Source organism: Streptomyces sp. NPDC004610, assembly GCF_040609715.1.
Classification (GTDB): Bacteria; Actinomycetota; Actinomycetes; order Streptomycetales; family Streptomycetaceae; genus Streptomyces.
Genome location: NZ_JBEXLA010000005.1, coordinates 240442 through 258559, shown reverse-complemented (window position 1 = coordinate 258559; position 18118 = coordinate 240442). Strand labels below are relative to the sequence as shown.

The window sequence follows — 18118 nt, the reverse complement described above, 5'->3', positions numbered from 1 at the left end:
CCGGCGGGGATCACGGAGGAAATGTCTGCGCCACGACTGCCCGTCCCCGTCACATCACCGCGATCCCCAACGGCCGCTCCCCCGCCTCGACCCGCCGCGTGCCGCCCGACTCCAGGTCGACGACCGTCAGACCGTCCCAGTAGCCGTCCCGGGTGAAACCGCCGGTGACATACGCGGTCCGCCCGTCGCCCGTGACGGTCACGTTCTCGTGCGGTCCCTCCAGCGGGATCACCCGTTCCGCGCCGCCCGGTGCGCGCACGGTGAGCGAGGGACCCTCGTCGGTGGCCGGGTCGATCGGTCCCGTGCCGACCACCAGCAGGGTGCCGTCGGCGGTGAGGGCGGCGCCGTGCTGATGGGTGTTCGCGGTCATCGGCTCGACCGACGACCGCCCGGTCGCCGGGTCCACGACGACCAGCCGCTCGCCCTCGAACGGCAGCAGCAGCCGTCCGTCCGAGGGCCGTACGGCGGTGTAGTGCGGTTTGAGCCAGGAGCCGAGGCCGCCCTCGGTGCCGTAGGGCGCGACCTCGATGCGCCGGGTGCCGGAGCCGTCGGCGGCGACGACCGTGACATCGAAGGAGTCGTGGTTGGTGGCGTACACCTCGGAGCCGTCGCGGGAGACATCCACGTCGAAGGGACGGCGGCCGACCCCGGCGGTGGCGGTGACCTTGAGGGTCGCGGTGTCGATCGTCTCCAGGGTGCCGGGCCCGCCGGGGACGTTGACCCCGACGTAGGCCCGGCCGCCGTCCGGGGCGAGGGCGATGCCCATGCCGCCGCCCCGGTACTCGCCATGGGTGGCGGCCCCCAGACCGCCGGTCCGGTACGGGACGAGGGCGAGGCGCTCGCGGGTGGCGGTGTCGACCACGGCGACGCCCTCGGCGGTGGCCACCCAGGCCCGCCCGTCCGCCCCGACGGCCACCCCGTAGGGCGCGGTCCCGACCCGGACCGAGCCGACGGCGCCCCGGTCCGGGTCGACGAAGGTGACGGTGTCGGCGCCGAAGTCGGTGACCAGGAGGGTGCCGTCGGCGGTCGGCGCACTGCCGGAGGCTGCGGCCGGTGACGGGCGCGGGGAGTCCGGTCCGCTCCCCGCCGAGCAGCCCACCGCCAGTGTCAGGGCGGCGAGGGCGCCGAGGGATGCCCGGCGGAGGGTCATCGCGCGGCCCGGAGCAGCCCGGCGATCTCGGTGAAGCCCCGGCGCTCGGCGTGTTCGAGCGGGGTGACACCGTCGCCGTCCGGCAGGTCGGGGGTGGCCCCGGCGGCGAGCAGCAGTCCGACAATCTCCTGATGGGCGGGCCCGCCGTCGCCGAGGATGACCGCCTCCAGCAGCGCGGTCCAGCCGAGCCGGTTGACATGGTCGACGGCGATACCGGTCTCGCTCAGCAGGGCGCGGACATAGCCGACATGGCCGCGCTCGCTGGCCGGGATCAGGGAGATGCCGCCGAACCGGTTGCGCAGGGTGAGATCGGGACCGGCCGGGAGCAGCGCGCGCATCATCCGGACGCTGCCGGTGACGCCGGTGACCAGCCAGGCGCTGTCGTCGCGGTCGTCCTGGGCGTCCGGGTCGGCCCCGGCCGCGACCAACACCTCGGCGGCGGGGACATGGTCGGCGAGCGAGGCGAGCAGCAGCGGGGTACGGCGGTGCTCGTCACGCGCCTCGACATCGGCTCCGGCGGCGAGGGCCGCGCGCACGGCGTCGGTGTCGCCCGAGGCGGCGGCTTCCAGCAGGGCACGGTCGGCGGGGGACATGGGGATGGCGCTCCTCTTCCGGCGGTTCAGATGGCGCAGCGGCACGGCTGGTCCGTCCTCATCCTCGTACGCGGTTCCTGGGGACGCCGGACGGGGTACCGGCCGACGCCTCTCCCCATCCTCGGCCCGCCGCGCGGCCCGCCCGGTCGCCGTACCGGCTGGGCCGGGGGGACGGGACGGGTGACGGCGGGGTCGTCCGTCCGGACGATGCGGGAGCGGGCCGGGGCTGTCACTCCCCGTCCGGCGGATCGGCCGGGACGGAGGGCGGGGCCTGGTCGTACCGGGACGCCGGGGGCCGCACCGTACGCGCGGACGCCCGGCCGGAGCGGATCGTCGTCAGTGAGCACACCGCAGCCGCGCTGTATCGCGTGCACAGGCGTCTTCGGCCGGAGCGGGCCCGTCCTGGTCGGCAACGTGTTCCCGGCGGTGGCGGCCGACCGGCCGGCTGACCGCCCGGTCGATGGAGGAACGGTTCAGCTACGCCGGTCCCGGAACGGCCGGCGCGGTTCCTCCCGGGAACAGGTGGAACGGACAGCGGCGTAAGGAAACTGGACAGAAGTGCGCGGGGCCGTCCACATCCCCCGAGCGGACGGCGCCCGCGGTCTCCGGGGTGTTACTCCCCGAGCCGCCGGGCGAGTTCACCCGCGGCGGCGGTGACCTCGGGGTCCTTGTCCGCCAGCAGCGGCCTCAGCAGCTCGCGCCGGGCGTGGACCGCCTGCCGGGCGGCACGCTCCCACACCACATGCTTCTCCTGGTGGTTGAGGAACTTGGGGTAGGCGGCGGCCGTGGTCTCCCACTGGCGGGCCGCGGCGACGGCGCCGAGCAGCTCGATCAGCTGCGGCCGGACCCTGACATGCGGAAGCCGGGCCAGATCCCAGAGGTACGGGACGACGGCGGCGGTGGCCTGGTGCACCACGAACCCGAACTGGCAGATCCGGTCGCGCAGTTCGGCGAGCGCCCTCTCGGCGGTGTCCCGGCTGCCCCAGGCGATCCGGTTGAGCAGCCTCGGCACGGCGGTGGCGCTGCCGGTGGCGTCCTGGATCAGCTGCCAGGGCACCTCGCCGAGGGAGCCGAGCGGGTCGGGCCGGGTGGCTCCGGCGGTCGGCGGTTCGTGCTCTGCGCGCTCGGAGTTCGGCTGGTGCGTCGAAGCGGTGCGCATGGCGTCGGGCCTTTCCGCAGCGGTCAGTTCGGTCGAGGGGGGAGGACCGGTGGGCCGGCCTGCCGGAAGCCTGATCCGGGCTCAGGGGCGGTCCGTGATCTTCCTGACGCGTTGTCATGATCCGGCGTCTCCAAGGGGGTTGACGCCGCGGCTATTATCCACACTGTCAGCCCGAGCGTGCAATTGCACGAGAAATTGCGCGAGTTTTTGGGTAGGACGCGAATCATGGACAGCGAGGAGACCGCCGTGCCGTCAGTGCCGAACGGAGTCCGGGCAAGCTCCCTGGACGTTCACTGGATCAAGAGCCACCACAGCGCCGCCGAGGGCAACTGTGTCGAGGTCGCGCCGCTGATCGACGGAAGTGTCGCGATGCGCAACTCGCGCTTCCCCGACGGGCCCGCACTCGTCTACACCCCGGCCGAGGTCGCCGCGTTCCTGGCCGGGGCCAAGGACGGGGAGTTCGACCATCTGACCGGGAATGTGACCTGAAATCGCCGCCGGAGGGCGAGGCTCCCCGGCGGCACGAGACGGTTCGCGGTCCGGGCGCTCCCCATCCTGCGGGATCCGCCCGGATCCGGCCGCACCCATGGCGATCACGTCAACTCACCTGATTCTGGCGGCATATGCGGGCCAGGGATCAACGAAATGCGATAGTGTCGCATTCCCTTCTGCTGTCTGCCGGGAGCCAGGATGTCCGCCGACGCACCGCGCGTATCCCGCCTCCAGCCCTATCTGGACCGTGCCGAGCCCGCCCCGACCCTGCTGAAGATGCTCGTCGGTGTGCAGCTCGCGGGGCTCCGCGAGGACCAGCAGCTGAGCCAGGAGCAGGCGGCGCGCAAGCTGGGCTTCAGCCCGGCCAAACTCTCCCGGATCGAGGCGGGCAAGGGCCGCAAACCACCCACCGAGACCGATCTGCGCGCCCTGCTCGATCTGTACCGGGTCGAGGAGTACGAGACCTCGGTGATGATCGAGCTGCTCCGCCGGGCGGGCCAGCCCGGCTGGTGGCAGCGCTACGACAAGCGGCTGATGCCGGAGTGGTTCGACCGGCTGGTCGGCCTCCAGGAGGCCGCCGCCTCGATCCGCACGTTCGAGATCCAGTATGTGCCGGGCCTGCTCCAGACCCCCGGCTACACCGAGGCGGTCGTCCGGCGCGGTCTGCCGGTCGCGCCCGAGAACGAGGTCCGCCGCCGGATCGAGCTGCGCACCCGGCGGTGCAGGTTGCTGGACCGCGCGGACCCGCCTCAGCTCTGGGCGGTGCTGGACGAATCGGTACTGCTGCGCGTGCTCGGCGACCGGACGGTGATGCGCCACCAGCTCCAGCATCTGATCGAGATGGCCAGACGCCCGCATGTCACCGTGCAGGTGGTCCCGCTGGATGTCACCAACGCCTCGGCGCCGGTCATCCCGATCACCTTTCTGCGCTTCGACGGCCTGGATCTGCCGGATGTGGTCTATCTGGAGCACATCAAGAGCGCGAACTTCCTGGAGGACCGGGACGAGACGGAGGAGTACCGCCTCACCCTGGACCGGCTCGCCGACGACGCGCTCACCCCGCGCGAGTCACTGGCCCTGCTGCGGACCACGATGGAGCAGCGCTACCCGGAGCAGTGAGCGGCGGACCCCGGCACACGCCCGCCGGCCCCTCCCACCCGGGACGGACCGGCGGCAAAGCAGAGGGGCCTGTCAGGCGACGCGGCCGACCCCGCCGTACTCGATCCACTCATGGGTGAGCTGGCGGGGGGCGACCTCGGAGTCGGGGCGCCAGGTGGAGACCTCGACCAGGCCGGGCTCCAGGATGTCCAGGCCCTCGAAGAGGTGATCGACGTCCTTCGGCTCGCGGACCCGGCCCCAGTGTCCCTGGGTGGCCTGGTTCATGAAGTCGGTGACGAAGGCACGGACCTCGGGGTCCTCGCTGACGAGCTGGCACATCACCAGATAGCTGCCGGGCGCGAGCCGCTCCTTGAAGCGGTCGACGACCGCCTGCGGGCCCTCGGTGTCGCTGTCCGGGATGCAGTGGAAGACCGAGTTGAACAGCACGGCGACCGGCTGGTCGAAGTCGATCAGGCGCCGGGTGTCGTCGTGCGCGAGTATCTCGGTGGTGCGGCGCATGTCGGCGTGGATCACGGCCGTGCGCTCGTCCTGCTCCAGCAGGGCGCGGCCGTGCACCAGGACCATCGGGTCGTTGTCGACGTACACCACGTGCGAGGTGGGGTCGAAGCGCTGGGCGACCTGGTGGACGTTGTCCTGGGTGGGCAGACCGGAGCCGTGGTCGAGGAACTGGCGGATGCCGTGGTCCTCGGCGAGCACCTTGACGACCCGCTGGAGGAAGCGGCGGTTGTTGACGGCGAGCCGGCGGGTACTGGGAACGACCTTGTCCAGTTCCTCGCAGGCCGCGCGGTCGGCCGCGTAGTTGTCCTTCCCGCCGATGTAGTAGTCGTACATACGGGCGGCGGTCGGAACGTTGGCGTCGATCTCCGTGGACAGCTGCTTACCCGTGCTCATCGATCCCCCAGCTCCGTACCCGCGCCAAACCCTCTGGCCTCACTGGCTGTACATCCTAAGGACCTGGTTGTCACCCGGGCCAGCCCGTGCGCCAAGATCACGACAGGGTTTTTGGCCGAACGCGCGTTCTCGCGTCGAGCGTCAAGTCTCAGGAGCGGTACCGCAGTTGGCTGCGGCGAGGGTCACCGGGGGCAGACCCGCAGGTCACCGGGGTCGCCCGGGACTGACACAGGGCGATAAGGGTAGGCTAACCTTCACCGCGTGAGTACTGGTGAAGAGCGACCCGGCCTGCGCGGTCATGAGCTGTCGGCCACCGCCGTGACGGTGGCGTACGACGGTGTCGATGTCGTGCACGACGCGGCCCTCAGCCTGCGGCCCGGCCAGGTGACCGCGCTGGTGGGTCCCAACGGCAGCGGCAAGTCGACACTGCTGCGCACCCTCGCCCGGCTGCAACGGCCCCGCCGGGCCGAGGTCGTCATCGACGGGGACATCGACGGCCTGGCGCTGTCGCCGCGCGCCTTCTCCCGGCATGTCGCCCTGCTCACCCAGTCCCGGCCCACACCCGGCGGGCTGACCGTGCGGGACGTGGTCGAGTTCGGCCGCTATCCCTACCGGGGCCGCTGGGGCGGCGCCGACCCCGGCGGCCGGGCGGCGGTGGACCGCGCGCTGGCCCTGACCGGGGTCACCGAGCTGGCCGGGCGCGGCGCCGAGCATCTGTCCGGCGGCCAGCTCCAGCGGGTCTGGCTGGCCGGCTGTCTCGCCCAGGAGACCGGCGTGCTGCTGCTGGACGAGCCCACCACCTATCTCGACCTGCGCTATCAGGTCGAACTCCTCGACCTGGTACGGGAGTTGGCGGACGACCACGGCATCGCCGTCGGTGTCGTGCTGCACGACCTGGACCAGGCGGCGGCCCTGGCCGACCGCATCGTCCTGCTGGCCGGCGGCCGGATCGTCGCCGACGGATTCCCCGAGGACGTCCTGACCCCCGAGCGCCTCACCGAGGTCTACGGCATCCGGATCGAGGTCGACCCCGATCCCCTCACCGGCCGGCTGCGCACCCGCGCGATCGGCCGCCACCACACCCGAAGCACCCGAAGCGAAAGGCTCCGCACCACCTCATGAGACGCCCCACCCTCCTCACCGTCTGTGCCGTCGCCGCCGGGGCCCTGGCCCTGTCCGCCTGCGGCACCACCGAGCCCGCCGCCGACGCCACCACCGAGCCGAGCGGCTCCGCCCTCACCCTCACCGACGCCTCCGGCACCGAGGTGAAGCTCGACGGTCCGGCGAAGAAGGTCGTCGGCACCGAGTGGAACGTGGTCGAGCACCTGGTCAGCCTGGGCGTGGACCCGGTCGGCGTGGCCGATGTCAAGGGCTATCAGCTCTGGGACAGCTCGGTGCCGCTGACGAACGAGCCCACCGAGATCGGCACCCGGGGCGAGCCCAGCATGGACACCATCGCCTCGCTCAAGCCGGACCTCATCGTCACCACCACCGATCTCCCGGACGCCGCCGTCAAGCAGCTCCGCGAGGTCGCCCCGGTGCTCAAGGTGCAGTCCGCCGACAGCGCCGACCAGCTCGGCCAGATGGACAAGAACCTCGATCTGATCGCCGAGGCCACCGGCACCACCGACGAGGCCGAGCAGGTCAAGAAGGACTTCGAGGCCAAGGTCGCCGAGGGCAAGCAGGCCCTCGCCGACGCCGGACTGGGCGGCTCCGGGATCGCCTTCGCCGACGGCTATGTCGCCTCCAACCAGGTCTCCCTGCGCCCCTACACCGGCACCTCGCTGATCGGGACCGTCAATGAGCGGCTCGGGCTGAAGAACGCCTGGACCGTCGAGGGCGACAAGGACTACGGGCTCGGCACCACCGATGTCGAGGGCCTGACCGACCTCGGCGACGACGTCCAGTTCGCCTACATAGGCAACGAGGGCGACGCGGCCAGCGACCCCTTCGCCAATGAGCTGAAGGACAACGCGGTGTGGACGTCGCTGCCGTTCGTGAAGAACGGGGACGCGCACCGGCTGCCCGACGGCATCTGGATGTTCGGCGGCCATGAGTCGATGGCGGCGTACGTCGACGGTGTCGTCGACGCGCTGACCAAGTAACGCGATGGCGGTCACCGCACCCCCTCCCGCCGCCGCGACGGCGGCGACCGCGGTGTCCCGGGTCACCGCCGCCGCGGTGACGGCCGCTCTGGTGCTGCTGGTGGCGGCCCTGGCCGTCGTCGACATCACCCAGGGCACGGCCGCCGTCGGTGCGGGCGAGGTGGTCAAGGCGCTCACCGGGCGGGCCGAACCCGGTGACGCGTCGGTGGTCATCGAGTCCCGGCTGCCGAGGATGGCCGCCGGGATCCTGGTCGGGGTCGCGCTCGGCATGGCCGGTGCCGCGCTCCAGGCCGTGAGCCGCAATGTGCTCGCCGCGCCGGACACCCTCGCGGTCAACGCGGGCTCCTACGCGGCGCTCGGTGTCGCCGCCGTCACCGGGCTGTCCCTGCCGATGCTGGCGTCCTCCGGGATCGCCTTCGCGGGCGGGCTCGCCGCGGCGGCCGTGGTGCTGGCGCTGTCCGGACTGGGCGCCGGAACGGTCCGGCTGGTGCTGGCCGGTACCGCGCTGGCCCTCGGGCTGACCTCGGTCACCGAGGGACTGCTGCTGCTGTTCCCCCAGGAGACCGAGGGCCTGTTCCAGTGGAACCAGGGCAGCATCGCGCAGAACGGCTTCGACGGTGTGCTCCAGATGGCGCCGCTGGTGCTGGCCGGTCTGGTGGGGCTGCTGCTGACGGCCCGCCGGATGGACGCCCTCTCCCTCGGCGACGACGCGGCCCGCGGGCTCGGCGTGCCGGTGCGCGCCACCCGGATCACGGTGGTCGTGCTCGGGGTGCTGCTGTCCGCCGCCTCGGTCACCCTGGCCGGGCCGATCGGGTTCGTCGGCCTCTGCGCCCCGGCCCTGGTCCGCGGGCTCGCCCGCCGGGTGCGGGGGTTCACCCGGACCCGGACGATGATCCCGGTCGCCGGGCTGGTCGGCGCCGCCCTGGTGCTCGGCGCGGATGTGGTGCTGCGCGCGCTGGTGGGCGGGGACACCTCGGTGGCCGTGCCGACCGGGGTGGTCACCAGTCTGATCGGTGCCGTGTTCCTGGTCGTGATGGCCGCGCGGACCCGGGACACGGCGGGCGCGGCGGCCCAGGACCGGCTGCGGATCCGCAGCCGCCGGGTCTTCGTGACCGTGATGGCGGTCCTGGTGGTGGCCGTCGTCGGGGTGACGGTCGCGGGCGTACTGCTCGGGGACAGCAAGCTGCTGCTCGGCGATGTCGTCAACTGGGCGCAGGGCCGGGCCGGGCAGACCGTGTCGTTCGTGCTGGACACCCGGGTGCCCCGGGTGCTGGCGGCGCTGGGCGCGGGCGCGGCGCTCGCCCTGGCGGGCACGCTGGTGCAGGCGGTCACCCGCAATCCGCTGGCCGAACCGGCGGTGCTCGGCGTGTCCGGGGGTGCCGCGCTGGGCGCGGTGCTGCTGGTGACGACCGTCCCGGCGGCCGGTACCTGGGGGATCGCCGGGGCCGCGTTCGCCGGGTCGTCGGCGTCCGCGCTGGTGGTGTTCGGGCTGGCGGCGCGGGGCGGGTTCCAGCAGAACCGGCTGGTGCTGGTGGGTATCGGTGTGGCGGCCGGTACGACGGCCCTGATCAGCCTGGTCATCGTGCTCACCGATCCGTTCAACGCGGCCAAGGCGCTGACCTGGCTGTCGGGTTCGACATACGGGCGGACGATGCCGGATGTGCTGCCGATCGCCGGGGTGCTGCTGGCGGGGGTGGCGGTCGCGGTGGCCCGGCGCAGGGAGCTGGACCTGGTATCGCTGGACGAGGACACGCCCCGGCTGCTGGGGCTGAACCTGTCCCGGGGGCGGCTCGGGTTCCTGGTGCTGAGCGTGCTGCTGAGCGCCGCCGCGGTGGCCGCGGCCGGCACCATCGCGTTCGTCGGTCTGGTGGCCCCGCACGCGGCCCGTGCCCTGGTGGGGCGGGCGCACGCCCGGGTGGTGCCGGTCGCGGTGCTGCTCGGCGCGGTACTGGTGTGCACGGCGGATCTGCTGGGCCGTACGGTGATCGCCCCGGCCCAGCTCGGGGCGGGGATGATGACGGCGGTGATCGGTACGCCGTACTTCCTGTATCTCCTGGTCCGCAGCCGTTGAGTACCCGGCTCCCGGCGTCCTGAGTATCCGTGCTCAGGGCGCCGGGTGGCGCGTGGGCGAGACTGGGGACGGGCGAAGGTCGCCGTTGTCGAGGAGGTCGTTGTGCTGAGCCGTGCCGCCGCCGTAGTGGCACCCGCGCTGGGTCGTCTGACGGTGACCCGGGACGGGGTGACCGCGATCCCGGCCGGGTCGCTGTTCGTGGCCAACCATGACTCGATGGCCGACCCGGTGGTGGTGCTGGCGGCGCTGCGGCGGCTCGGGGTGGAACCGGCCGTGATGGCGACGGCGGGGCTGTGGCGGGTACCGGTGCTGGGCGGGGCGCTGACGCGCGGGGGCCATATCCCGGTGCACCGGCGTTCGGTGCGGGCGGCGCAGGCGCTGGACCTCGCGGCTGAGGCGCTGGCCGCGGGGCGGCATGTGCTGATCTACGGCGAGGGCGGACTGCCGGACCGGCTGGACCCGGCGCCGGGCCCTCCGGAACGGTTCCGTACGGGCGCGGCGCGGCTCGCGGCGCGGTCGGGGGCGCTGGTGGTGCCGGTGGGGCACGCGGGCGCCCGGCGGATCTCCTCCGGCTCGACGGCCAAGCAGTTGGCGGGAGCCGTCAGTTCGCCGCTGCGGCGGCCCCGGTTCCATGTGCATGTGGGGCTGCCGCTGAGGCTGCCCACGGAGACGGAGCGGGCCACCCTCGCGGCGCACGTCGCGGTGAGCGGGGCATGGGAGCGGGCGGTCTCGGCGGTGGGCCCGATGCCGGGTAACCCGGCGTGAGACCCCCCGGGGGGCTCCGCCCCCCGGACCCCCAACCTATGCCCACCCAGCCACCCGTTTCCGGTCGGCTGAGAGGCACAGGCCGAAACGCCTCCCCACCCGCCCCCCTCAGATACTGAACCGCTCCTTCCGCAGCAGCGGACGCACCTTGCTGTGGAAGCCCCCGGTGCGGAACGGCCCCTGGAGCAGTCCCGGGCTCAGCCGCTGGGCCAGCGCGGCGGCGATCATGCCCTGGTCCAGGGCGAGGACGAAGTCGCTCACCCGGCCGGTCGCGGTGTCCACCGAGTCGCGGAAGCCGTAGCGGTCGTCGTAGGCGCCGAAGTCGGCGTCCAGGGCCCGGAGGTTGGCGAGGGCCTCGCGCTCGGCCTGGGGCAGGGCGAGGAAGGAGGCGTGCGGGGTGACGACTCCGTGCGGGTGGTAGCCGTCCTCCTGCATGCCGATGGCGTCGACGCCGTACTCGCGGTAGCCGCCCTCGGGGATGTTCGACGGGGAGAAGCCCCAGTAGCCGTAGCCCTGCTCGGTCAGGCCGTGTTCGATCTGGCTGCGGACATAGCGGCGGTGGGTGAGGCCCCAGGAGTGCGGGGACCAGGTGGGTTCCGGGACGAACAGGGGCACCATGAGCGCCTCGAACATGGAGCCGCCCCAGGTGGGGACCAGTTTGCGGCCCTGGTGGGTGTAGTGGCCCTGCCAGACGCGGACACCGTCGATGGTGCGGTAGGCGCCGCCGGGTGCCTGTTCCTGGCCCATGCCGGGGAGCAGGGTGCGGAACATGTGCCAGTAGTGCTCGCCGGGGAGGGAGCCGTCGGCGATGCCGAGGTAACTGGCCATGCGGGGTTCGGTGTTGAGGGCGCCGTAGTGGTGGCCGGTGGGTTCGCCCTTGCCGGGGCGGTCGGGCCAGTAGCCGCCGCGCAGCTGGCCGGGTCCGGCGACCGGGTCGGCGGGGTCGTAGGGGGTGTAGTAGTACGACCAGTCGGCGTCTTCGAGGAGCTTCGCGACGCGCGGGCGCAGGGCCGGGGCCGCCTCGGCGGCGATCATCAGGCCGGTGACCAGCCAGGCGTTGTCGACGGAGGAGAGGAAGGGGCGGACGGTGGCGCCGGTCTCGGGCCAGGTGGTGAGGACCGAGCCGTCATAGGAGTCGTACCAGTTGAACCAGAAGCCGTGGGCACGTTCCAGCTTCTCGATCGCGGTGACGGCGCGGGTCAGTCTCTGGTGCATGACCCGCTCGGAGGTGAGACCGAGTCCGGCGGCGGCGACCGTGGTCCACAGTCCGCAGCCGATGTTGGTCGGGGAGGTCTGCGGGGAGGGGACGGGGGTGCCCGCGCCGCTGACGTCGATCTTGTCGGCGGCCAGGCCGAAGTCGGTGGTCATGGCGAGCAGCGAGCGGTGGGTGGCGGCGAACCAGGTCCGCAGGTCCTTCTCGTCGCGCCCGGGTCGGGAGGCGGCGGGGCGCGGGGCGGCCTGGGCGGTGAGCGGGGTGGCGGCACCGAGGGCGGTGGCCCCGGCGGCGGTGGTGGCGAGGAACGTACGGCGCTTCATTGCGTGGTCGGCTCCTGTCATGGGAGGGGCGCGGCTCGCCCCTCGGCGGCTCGGTGATACCGGCGATCTGGGGTGATCCCGGTGATCTGGGTGATCTCGGTGAAGGGGACGGGAGCCGGTGGGGTCAGGTCCACCGGCTCCCGGGTCTGTGACGGGTGCCCGTGACCCGGGTGGGCGCGGGGCCCGGGTGGGCGCGGGGCCCGGGTGGGCGCGGGGCCCGGGTGGGTCAGGCGGTCGTGCGGGGCAGCTCGCGGGTGCGGCCCAGGTTGCCGAGCCAGACCGCCGACGGCTTCGCAGTGCGGGCGAAGGTGACCGGGTCGACGGAGATCAGGCCGAAGGTGGGCTTGAAGGAGCCCCACTCATAGTTGTCGAGGGCGCTCCAGGCCAGATAGCCCTGGATGTTGAGGCCGTCCTCGATGCCCTCGGCGACCGCGCTCAGGGCGCCGGTGTAGTAGTCGACGCGGCGGCTGTCGTCGGCGGTGGCGATGCCGTTCTCGGTGACGATCAGGGCCACGTCCGGGCCGATGATCTCGGCGGTGTGGCGCAGGGCGTGGCCGACGGCGGCCGGGTAGTACTCCCACTGGGTGAGGGTGCGCTCGACGTCCTCGGGTGCCGGGACCGGGCCGTCGGCACCGATCTTGGTCCGGGTGTAGGACTGGACGCCGATCCAGTCGTCGCCGCGGGCGGCCTCGATGAAGATGTCCTCGCGGGGGCGGCTGTAGGCGGCGGTGGCCTCCTCGGCGCCGGGCAGGGCCTGGTAGACCTGGTTGGCGATGGTCCAGCCGACCTGGGCGGCGGGGGCGACGGCCCGGACGACCTCGACGGCCGCGTGGTGGGCGGCGATGACGACCTGGCTGGTGTCCTCGTCGGGGGTGGGCAGTCCGGCGGGCGGGAAGCCCTGCTCGCCGCTCTTGGCGAGTCCGGCCATCACGGCGATCATATTGGGCTCGTTGATGGTGCAGACGTGCCCGACGCCCTCGGCGATGATCGGCGCGCAGCGCTCGACGTACCGGGCGAAGAGTTCCACGGCGCCGTCGGCGAGCCAGCCGCCGCGGTCCTCGAACCAGCGGGGCACGGTGAAGTGGTGCAGGGTGACCATCGGGCGCAGACCGCGGGCGAGGGCGCCGTCGACCATGCGCCGGTAGTGGGCGATCTCGGCGCCCGAGAAGGTGCCCTCGACGGGCTCGATGCGGGCCCATTCGACACTGAACCGGTAGTCGGTGAAGCCGAGTCCGGCGAGCAGGTCCATGTCCTGCTCCCAGCGGTGGTAGCTGTCGCAGGCGTCGAGGCTCGGTTCGGCGATCTTCGCCGCCGGGTCGTGCTCCTTGCGCCACCAGTCACTGTTGACGTTGTTCCCCTCGATCTGGTGGGCGGCGGTGGAGGCCCCCCACAGGAAGGTGGCGGGGAAGGCGGTCGTGGTGTGCGTCATCGTCCGATCTCTCTGGTGGTGGTGAGGTGCCCGTACGGGGCGGGTGGGGGGCGGGGGCGGCCTACTTGAGACCGGCGGTGGCGATGCCCTGGGTGAAGTGGCGCTGGAGCACGATGAAGACCAGCAGGACGGGCAGGACGACCAGCAGGGAGCCGGCCATGAGCATGCCGTTGCCGCCGGCCACCGTCCGGTTGGGATCGTTGGCGAAGGTCGCCAGGGCGACCGGGAGGGTGTACTTCTCCGGGTCGTTGGTGGCGATCAGCGGCCAGACGAAGTTGTTCCAGGAGCCGAGGAAAGTGAAGATCGTCAGGGTGGCGAGCGCGGGCCGGACCAGGGGCAGCACGATCCGGAAGAAGATGTACCACTCGCCGGCGCCGTCGATGCGGGCCGCCTCCAGCAGTTCATCGGGGATGGACTGCATGAACTGCCGCATCAGGAACACCCCGAAGGCCCCGGCGGCGAACGGCAGGATGAGACCGGCGTAGGTGTCGATCAGGCCGAGCCGGGTCATCAGCACATACAGCGGCAGGATGAGCAGATTGCCGGGGACCATCAGCGCGGCGAGCACCACACCGAAGATCGGCGAGCGCCCCCTGAACTGGAGCTTGGCCAGCGCGTAGCCGAGCATCGAGCAGAACAGCAGATTACAGAAGGTCACCAGGACGGCGACGATCAGCGAGTTCATGAAGTAGCGCGGCATGTCGAGCTGGTCGAGCAGGGCGCTGAAGTTGCTCAGCGTCCAGTCGGTGGGCAGCCAGACGGGCGGGTCGGCGGTCAGGTCCTCGCGGGTCTTGAAGGCGGACAGCGCCATCCACAGGAAGGGCGCGGCCATCACCAGCAGACCGAGCGAGGCGACGATGTACAGCAGCGGCCCACGGACCCGGCCGGGACGGCGGCGACGCGGGGCCGGTGCCTTCTCCGGGGCGGCGGAGGGCGTCGGGGCGGGGGCCGTCGGGGCGCTCATCGGGTGTTGTCCTTCAGCAGTCGGAGCTGGAGCACCGTGATCCCCATGATCACCACGAAGAGCACGTACGCCATGGCACTCGCATAGCCCATGTGGAAGAAGTTGAAGCCCTGCTGGTACATGTGCAGGGAGACGGTCAGGGTGGAGTCGGAGGGGCCGCCCTGGGTCATCACGAACGGTTCCTCGAAGACATTGAGGTAGCCGATGGTGGTGATGACGGTGGTGTAGAGGAGGGTCGGGCGCAGCAGCGGGACGGTGATGCGGCGCAGTTCCTGCCAGCCGCTCGCGCCGTCGAGGCGGGCGGCCTCGCGGACCTCGGTGGGGATGGCCTGGAGCCCGGCGATGAACAGCACCATCACGGTGCCGAGGTTGCGCCAGACGGCCATGGCGATCAGCGAGGGCATGGCCCAGGTCTCGGAGCCCAGGAAGTCCGGGGCCTTGAGACCGAACTCGGCGGCGAGACCGGCGATCAGCCCGTCCGCCGGGTCCAGGACGAACCGCCAGACGACGGCGACGGCGACGATCGCGGTGACCACGGGGGCGTAGAACCCGACCCGGAAGAAGGTGCGGGCGCGGTCGATGCCGTTGTTCAGCAAGACCGCCACCAGCAGTCCGAGCAGCACGGTGAGGGGCACACCGACGACGACGAAGTACGCGGTGTTGAAGAGCGCCTTGATGAACTTGTCGTCGCCGAACAGATCGACGTAGTTGTCGAGGCCGACGAACTCGGCGTCCAGCGGGCGGGTCACATTGCGGGCCCCGAAGTCCGTGAAGCTCATCAGGAGCGTCGCGATGATCGGGAACGCCATGAACACCGCGAACAGCACCAGGAACGGCGTGGAGAACAGCCAGCCGTGGAGGGTGTGGCGGTTCAGCGGGCCCCGCCGCCCCCGGGGCGGGCGCCCGGAGCCGGTGCGGCGACCGCGCCGGGTGCCGCGCCGGTTCTTCTCGGGGGCCGCCCGGTCGGCGGCCGGTCCGGTCACGAGGGACATGTGCGTGTGCTCTCTTCGTTCGGCCTCGGCGTGCGCGTACTCGTCGTCCGTGCCCCGGACCTACTCGGCCAGGCCCTCGATCTCGGTCTGCGCCTTGTCCAGCGCGTCCTGGGCGGAGGACTTGCCCTGGGTGACGGCCTCGATGGCGGTGTCGACCTTGGAGGTGATCTCCGTCCAGCGGGGCAGCGACGGGTTGGCGCGGGCGGTCTCCATCTGCTCCCGCCAGACCTTCAGCGCCGGGTCGGTGGCGAGATCGCCGGACTCCCAGGCGGCCCGGTTGGCGGGCAGGTCCTTGGTGCGCTCGTACCAGTCGGCCTGGCCCTTGGCGTCGGTGAGGTAGGTGACGAACTCCTTGGCGGCGGCCTTGCGCTCGCTGTCCGCGGAGATGGCGAGGCTGGAGCCGCCGGCCATGGAGACGGACGCCTCGTCGGCGGGGACCGGGGCGACCGCCCACTTGCCCTTGATGTCGGGGTAGTTGTCGTCCAGCAGGCTCATGATCCAGGGGCCGCCGAAGAACATCGGGACGGTGCCGGTGTTGAAGTCCTTGGTGACGTCGTAGCCGGGCGGCACGGACTTGCGGCTGAGGCCCTTGTCGAAGTAACTGCCGTAGTTCTCCAGCGCCTTGACGGACTCGGCGCTGTTGATGACCGGCTTCCCGGCGTCGTCCAGGATGGCACCGCCCGCGGAGTACAGGAACGGGTAGAAGCTCTGGACGGTGTCCAGGCCGCGCGGCTGGATGGACAGGCCCCACTCGGTGTCGGCCTTGTCCTGGAGCGCGGAGGCGGCGGCGGACATCTCGGCCATGGTCTTCGGGGGGCCGCTCAGCCCGGCCTGCTCGGCGAGGTCGGTGCGGTAGAAGAGGACACGGGTGTCGACGTACCAGGGCACGCCGTAGACCTCGCCGTCGTACTCGGACTGCGCCCAGGCCGCCGGGAAGAAGTCGTCCTCCTTGACGGTCCCGGTGTCGACGGGTTCGAGGACGCCCATGTCCGCGAACTCACCGAGGTAGCTGCCGCCCATCTGCATCACATCGGGGAGCTTGCCGGCCGCCGCGGCGGCGACCAGCTTCTGGTGGGCGACGTCCCAGCCGACGGGGGTCACCTTGACGGTGATGTTCGCGTTCGCCTTCTCGTACTCCTTGGCGACATCGACGAGCTTCTCGCCCTCGGTCCCCATCGCCCAGACCGTGAGGGTCTGCTCGGCGTCGGCGGCGGTGTCCGCGCCACCGGAGCCGCCACAGGCGGTGAGGGTGAGCGCGGACGCCACGGTCAGGGCGATCGCGGGTGCGGCGGCGCGGTGCATGGACGGCTCCTCCTTGAGCGGGGTGTTGCTTCCGGGGTCGGCGATCCGGCGATCCCGCCGATGATTCCGACTCCGGATGTATGCGCTTCCTGTAAGCGCATACATCACTCTGTGGGACGCTTTCCGGCCGTGACAAGAGGGGTTTTGGTCACACTCCCGTAACGGCCATGTCATCCCAGCGGGGCAGTGCTCCGCCTGTTCGCCCGGGTCCGGGGGGATTCGTACCGAGGTGGGCGCTTCAGCCAACGTAGGCGGTGCGGGGGGTGGGGTGAAGGGGATGTGACGGATCACGCGCTGGTGGGAGGGGGTGGGGAGTGGGGTGGGATGGGGTGAGGAAGGGGGTGGGGGTGGGGGGTGGTGGGGGTGATCTAGGGTCGGGAGGGTGTCGTCGTTCGATCATGAGTTTCCGTTCGATCCGTCCTATGGCTTCCGCCTTCCCGAGTTGCTCCAGGTGACTCCCCCGCCCGCGCCGGACGACTTCGGCGCCTTCTGGCGGGCCCGGCGGGCCGCGGCGGCGCAGGTGCCCCCGCGCACCCGGGTCGGGCCGCTCGTCGAGGAGCGCGAGGACGCGCGGATCTACGAGGTGTCCTACGCGTCCGTCTCCGGGCGCTGCGGCGGCTGGCTCGTGCTGCCCGCCGCCGGGGAGCCCGTACGGCACGGCTTTGTGATCGGGCACGGGTACGGCGGGCGGGACGGGGTCGCCGACGTGCTTCCGCTGCCGCTGCCGGGGTCGGCCGCGCTGCTGCCGTGTGTGACGGGGATGCCGGTACGGGGGTTGCGGGCGGGGGTGCCGTCGAGTGCGGAGCGGCATGTGCTGCATGGCATCGAGGACCGGGACACCTATGTCATCGGGGACTGTGTGGCTGATCTGTGGGGGGCCGCGTCCGCGTTGACCGAGGTGGTGCCGGAGGTGGGTGGGGTGGGGCGGCTGGGGTATGTCGGGGAGAGTTTCGGTGGGGGGCTGGGGGCGCTGGCGATTCCGTGGGACGAGCGGTTCGGGGCGGCGGAGCTGATCGTGCCGACGTTCGGGCATCATCCGTTGCGGGTGACGCTGCGCTGTGCGGGGAGTGGGGAGGCGGTGCGGGGGGTGTGGCGGGGGCGGCCGGAGGTCGGGGAGGTGTTGAGGTACTTCGATGCGGCGGTGGCCGCGGGGTTTGTGTCTGTGCCTGTGCTGTGCGCTTCCGCGCTGTTCGATCCTGTGGTGCCGCCGCCGGGGCAGTTCGCTGTGTACAACGGGTTGGGTGGGGTGCGGGAGTTGTTTGTGTTGTCGGTGGGGCATTTTGGGGGTGGGGAGGGGGAAAGGGAGAGGGAGCGGTTGGTGGGGGTTGCGGGGGAGTTTTTTGGGCGGTGGGTGGGGTGAGGTTGGGGGGTGGGGTGCGGGTTGTGGGGGGTTTGTTGCGCAGTTCCCCGCGCCCCTGGGGGGTGGGGGTGGGTGGCGGTTGGGGGGTGGGTGCGGGTTGTGGGGGGTGCTCGCGCAGTTCCCCGCGCCCCTGAGAGGTGGGTGGTGGGTGACGGTTGGAGGGTGGGTGCCGGTTGTGGGGGGTGCTCGC

16 protein-coding genes are annotated in these 18118 nt (G+C 72.0%); 7 read left to right on the top strand and 9 right to left on the bottom strand.

Translation table 11 applies throughout. The annotated features are described in order from the left end of the window. Nucleotides 1–49 precede the first annotated feature (49 nt). From ABZX40_RS07900 to ABZX40_RS07890, 3 genes are all read right to left on the bottom strand, one after another. A complete protein-coding gene (locus ABZX40_RS07900; protein ID WP_355731125.1) occupies nucleotides 50–1150 on the bottom strand; it encodes a YncE family protein in 1101 nt (366 codons plus the stop codon). Further along, a complete protein-coding gene (locus ABZX40_RS07895) occupies nucleotides 1147–1743 on the bottom strand; it encodes an ankyrin repeat domain-containing protein (protein ID WP_355731123.1) in 597 nt (198 codons plus the stop codon). Before ABZX40_RS07895 ends, ABZX40_RS07900 begins: the two co-directional genes overlap by 4 nt. Nucleotides 1744–2356: 613 nt before the next feature. Then, nucleotides 2357–2902, bottom strand: coding sequence for a hypothetical protein (locus tag ABZX40_RS07890; RefSeq protein ID WP_355731121.1), 546 nt, complete (start codon nucleotides 2900–2902; stop codon nucleotides 2357–2359). 246 nt (nucleotides 2903–3148) lie between these two features. On the opposite strand from ABZX40_RS07890, the gene ABZX40_RS07885 reads away from it, so the two are divergent. After that, a complete protein-coding gene (locus ABZX40_RS07885; RefSeq protein WP_355731499.1) occupies nucleotides 3149–3391 on the top strand; it encodes a DUF397 domain-containing protein in 243 nt (80 codons plus the stop codon). A 201-nt stretch (nucleotides 3392–3592) separates the two neighbouring features. Beyond that, nucleotides 3593–4513, top strand: a complete 921-nt coding sequence (locus tag ABZX40_RS07880) for a helix-turn-helix transcriptional regulator (protein WP_355731120.1) — start codon at nucleotides 3593–3595, stop codon at nucleotides 4511–4513. 72 nt (nucleotides 4514–4585) lie between these two features. Here ABZX40_RS07880 and ABZX40_RS07875 read toward each other — a convergent pair whose 3' ends face one another. Next, nucleotides 4586–5404 (bottom strand): SAM-dependent methyltransferase, encoded by an 819-nt coding sequence (locus ABZX40_RS07875; RefSeq protein WP_355731118.1) that lies wholly within the window; start codon nucleotides 5402–5404, stop codon nucleotides 4586–4588. A 261-nt stretch (nucleotides 5405–5665) separates the two neighbouring features. Between ABZX40_RS07875 and ABZX40_RS07870 the strand changes: the two genes are divergently transcribed. The 4 genes from ABZX40_RS07870 to ABZX40_RS07855 all read left to right on the top strand — a co-directional run bounded on the left by ABZX40_RS07870 (nucleotide 5666) and on the right by ABZX40_RS07855 (nucleotide 10345). After that, nucleotides 5666–6526 (top strand): ABC transporter ATP-binding protein, encoded by an 861-nt coding sequence (locus ABZX40_RS07870; protein WP_355731116.1) that lies wholly within the window; start codon nucleotides 5666–5668, stop codon nucleotides 6524–6526. Further along, nucleotides 6523–7509, top strand: a complete 987-nt coding sequence (locus tag ABZX40_RS07865; protein WP_355731114.1) for an iron-siderophore ABC transporter substrate-binding protein — start codon at nucleotides 6523–6525, stop codon at nucleotides 7507–7509. The genes ABZX40_RS07870 and ABZX40_RS07865 overlap by 4 nt, the downstream gene beginning before the upstream one ends. Nucleotides 7510–7513: 4 nt before the next feature. After that, nucleotides 7514–9580, top strand: coding sequence for an iron ABC transporter permease (locus ABZX40_RS07860; RefSeq protein WP_355731112.1), 2067 nt, complete (start codon nucleotides 7514–7516; stop codon nucleotides 9578–9580). 102 nt (nucleotides 9581–9682) lie between these two features. Next, the gene (locus ABZX40_RS07855; RefSeq protein WP_355731110.1) at nucleotides 9683–10345 is read left to right on the top strand and encodes a lysophospholipid acyltransferase family protein; all 663 of its coding nucleotides are present in this window, start codon (nucleotides 9683–9685) and stop codon (nucleotides 10343–10345) included. 108 nt (nucleotides 10346–10453) lie between these two features. Here ABZX40_RS07855 and ABZX40_RS07850 read toward each other — a convergent pair whose 3' ends face one another. The 5 genes from ABZX40_RS07850 to ABZX40_RS07830 all read right to left on the bottom strand — a co-directional run bounded on the left by ABZX40_RS07850 (nucleotide 10454) and on the right by ABZX40_RS07830 (nucleotide 16568). Continuing rightward, on the bottom strand, nucleotides 10454–11881 hold the full coding sequence (locus ABZX40_RS07850) for a glucoamylase family protein (RefSeq protein ID WP_355731109.1): 1428 nt from the start codon (nucleotides 11879–11881) through the stop codon (nucleotides 10454–10456). A 226-nt stretch (nucleotides 11882–12107) separates the two neighbouring features. Then, nucleotides 12108–13310: a family 1 glycosylhydrolase gene (locus ABZX40_RS07845; RefSeq protein WP_355731107.1), complete on the bottom strand. Its 1203-nt coding sequence runs from the start codon at nucleotides 13308–13310 to the stop codon at nucleotides 12108–12110. Between the two features lie 61 nt (nucleotides 13311–13371). After that, nucleotides 13372–14274: a carbohydrate ABC transporter permease gene (locus tag ABZX40_RS07840; RefSeq protein WP_355731105.1), complete on the bottom strand. Its 903-nt coding sequence runs from the start codon at nucleotides 14272–14274 to the stop codon at nucleotides 13372–13374. Continuing rightward, nucleotides 14271–15266, bottom strand: a complete 996-nt coding sequence (locus tag ABZX40_RS07835) for a sugar ABC transporter permease (RefSeq protein ID WP_355731103.1) — start codon at nucleotides 15264–15266, stop codon at nucleotides 14271–14273. The genes ABZX40_RS07840 and ABZX40_RS07835 overlap by 4 nt, the downstream gene beginning before the upstream one ends. Before the next feature lie 60 nt (nucleotides 15267–15326). Further along, nucleotides 15327–16568, bottom strand: coding sequence for a sugar ABC transporter substrate-binding protein (locus ABZX40_RS07830; RefSeq protein WP_355731101.1), 1242 nt, complete (start codon nucleotides 16566–16568; stop codon nucleotides 15327–15329). 382 nt (nucleotides 16569–16950) lie between these two features. Here ABZX40_RS07830 and ABZX40_RS07825 point away from each other — a divergent pair, with 382 nt between their 5' ends. Further along, nucleotides 16951–17928, top strand: coding sequence for an acetylxylan esterase (locus ABZX40_RS07825; protein ID WP_355731099.1), 978 nt, complete (start codon nucleotides 16951–16953; stop codon nucleotides 17926–17928). Nucleotides 17929–18118 lie beyond the last annotated feature (190 nt).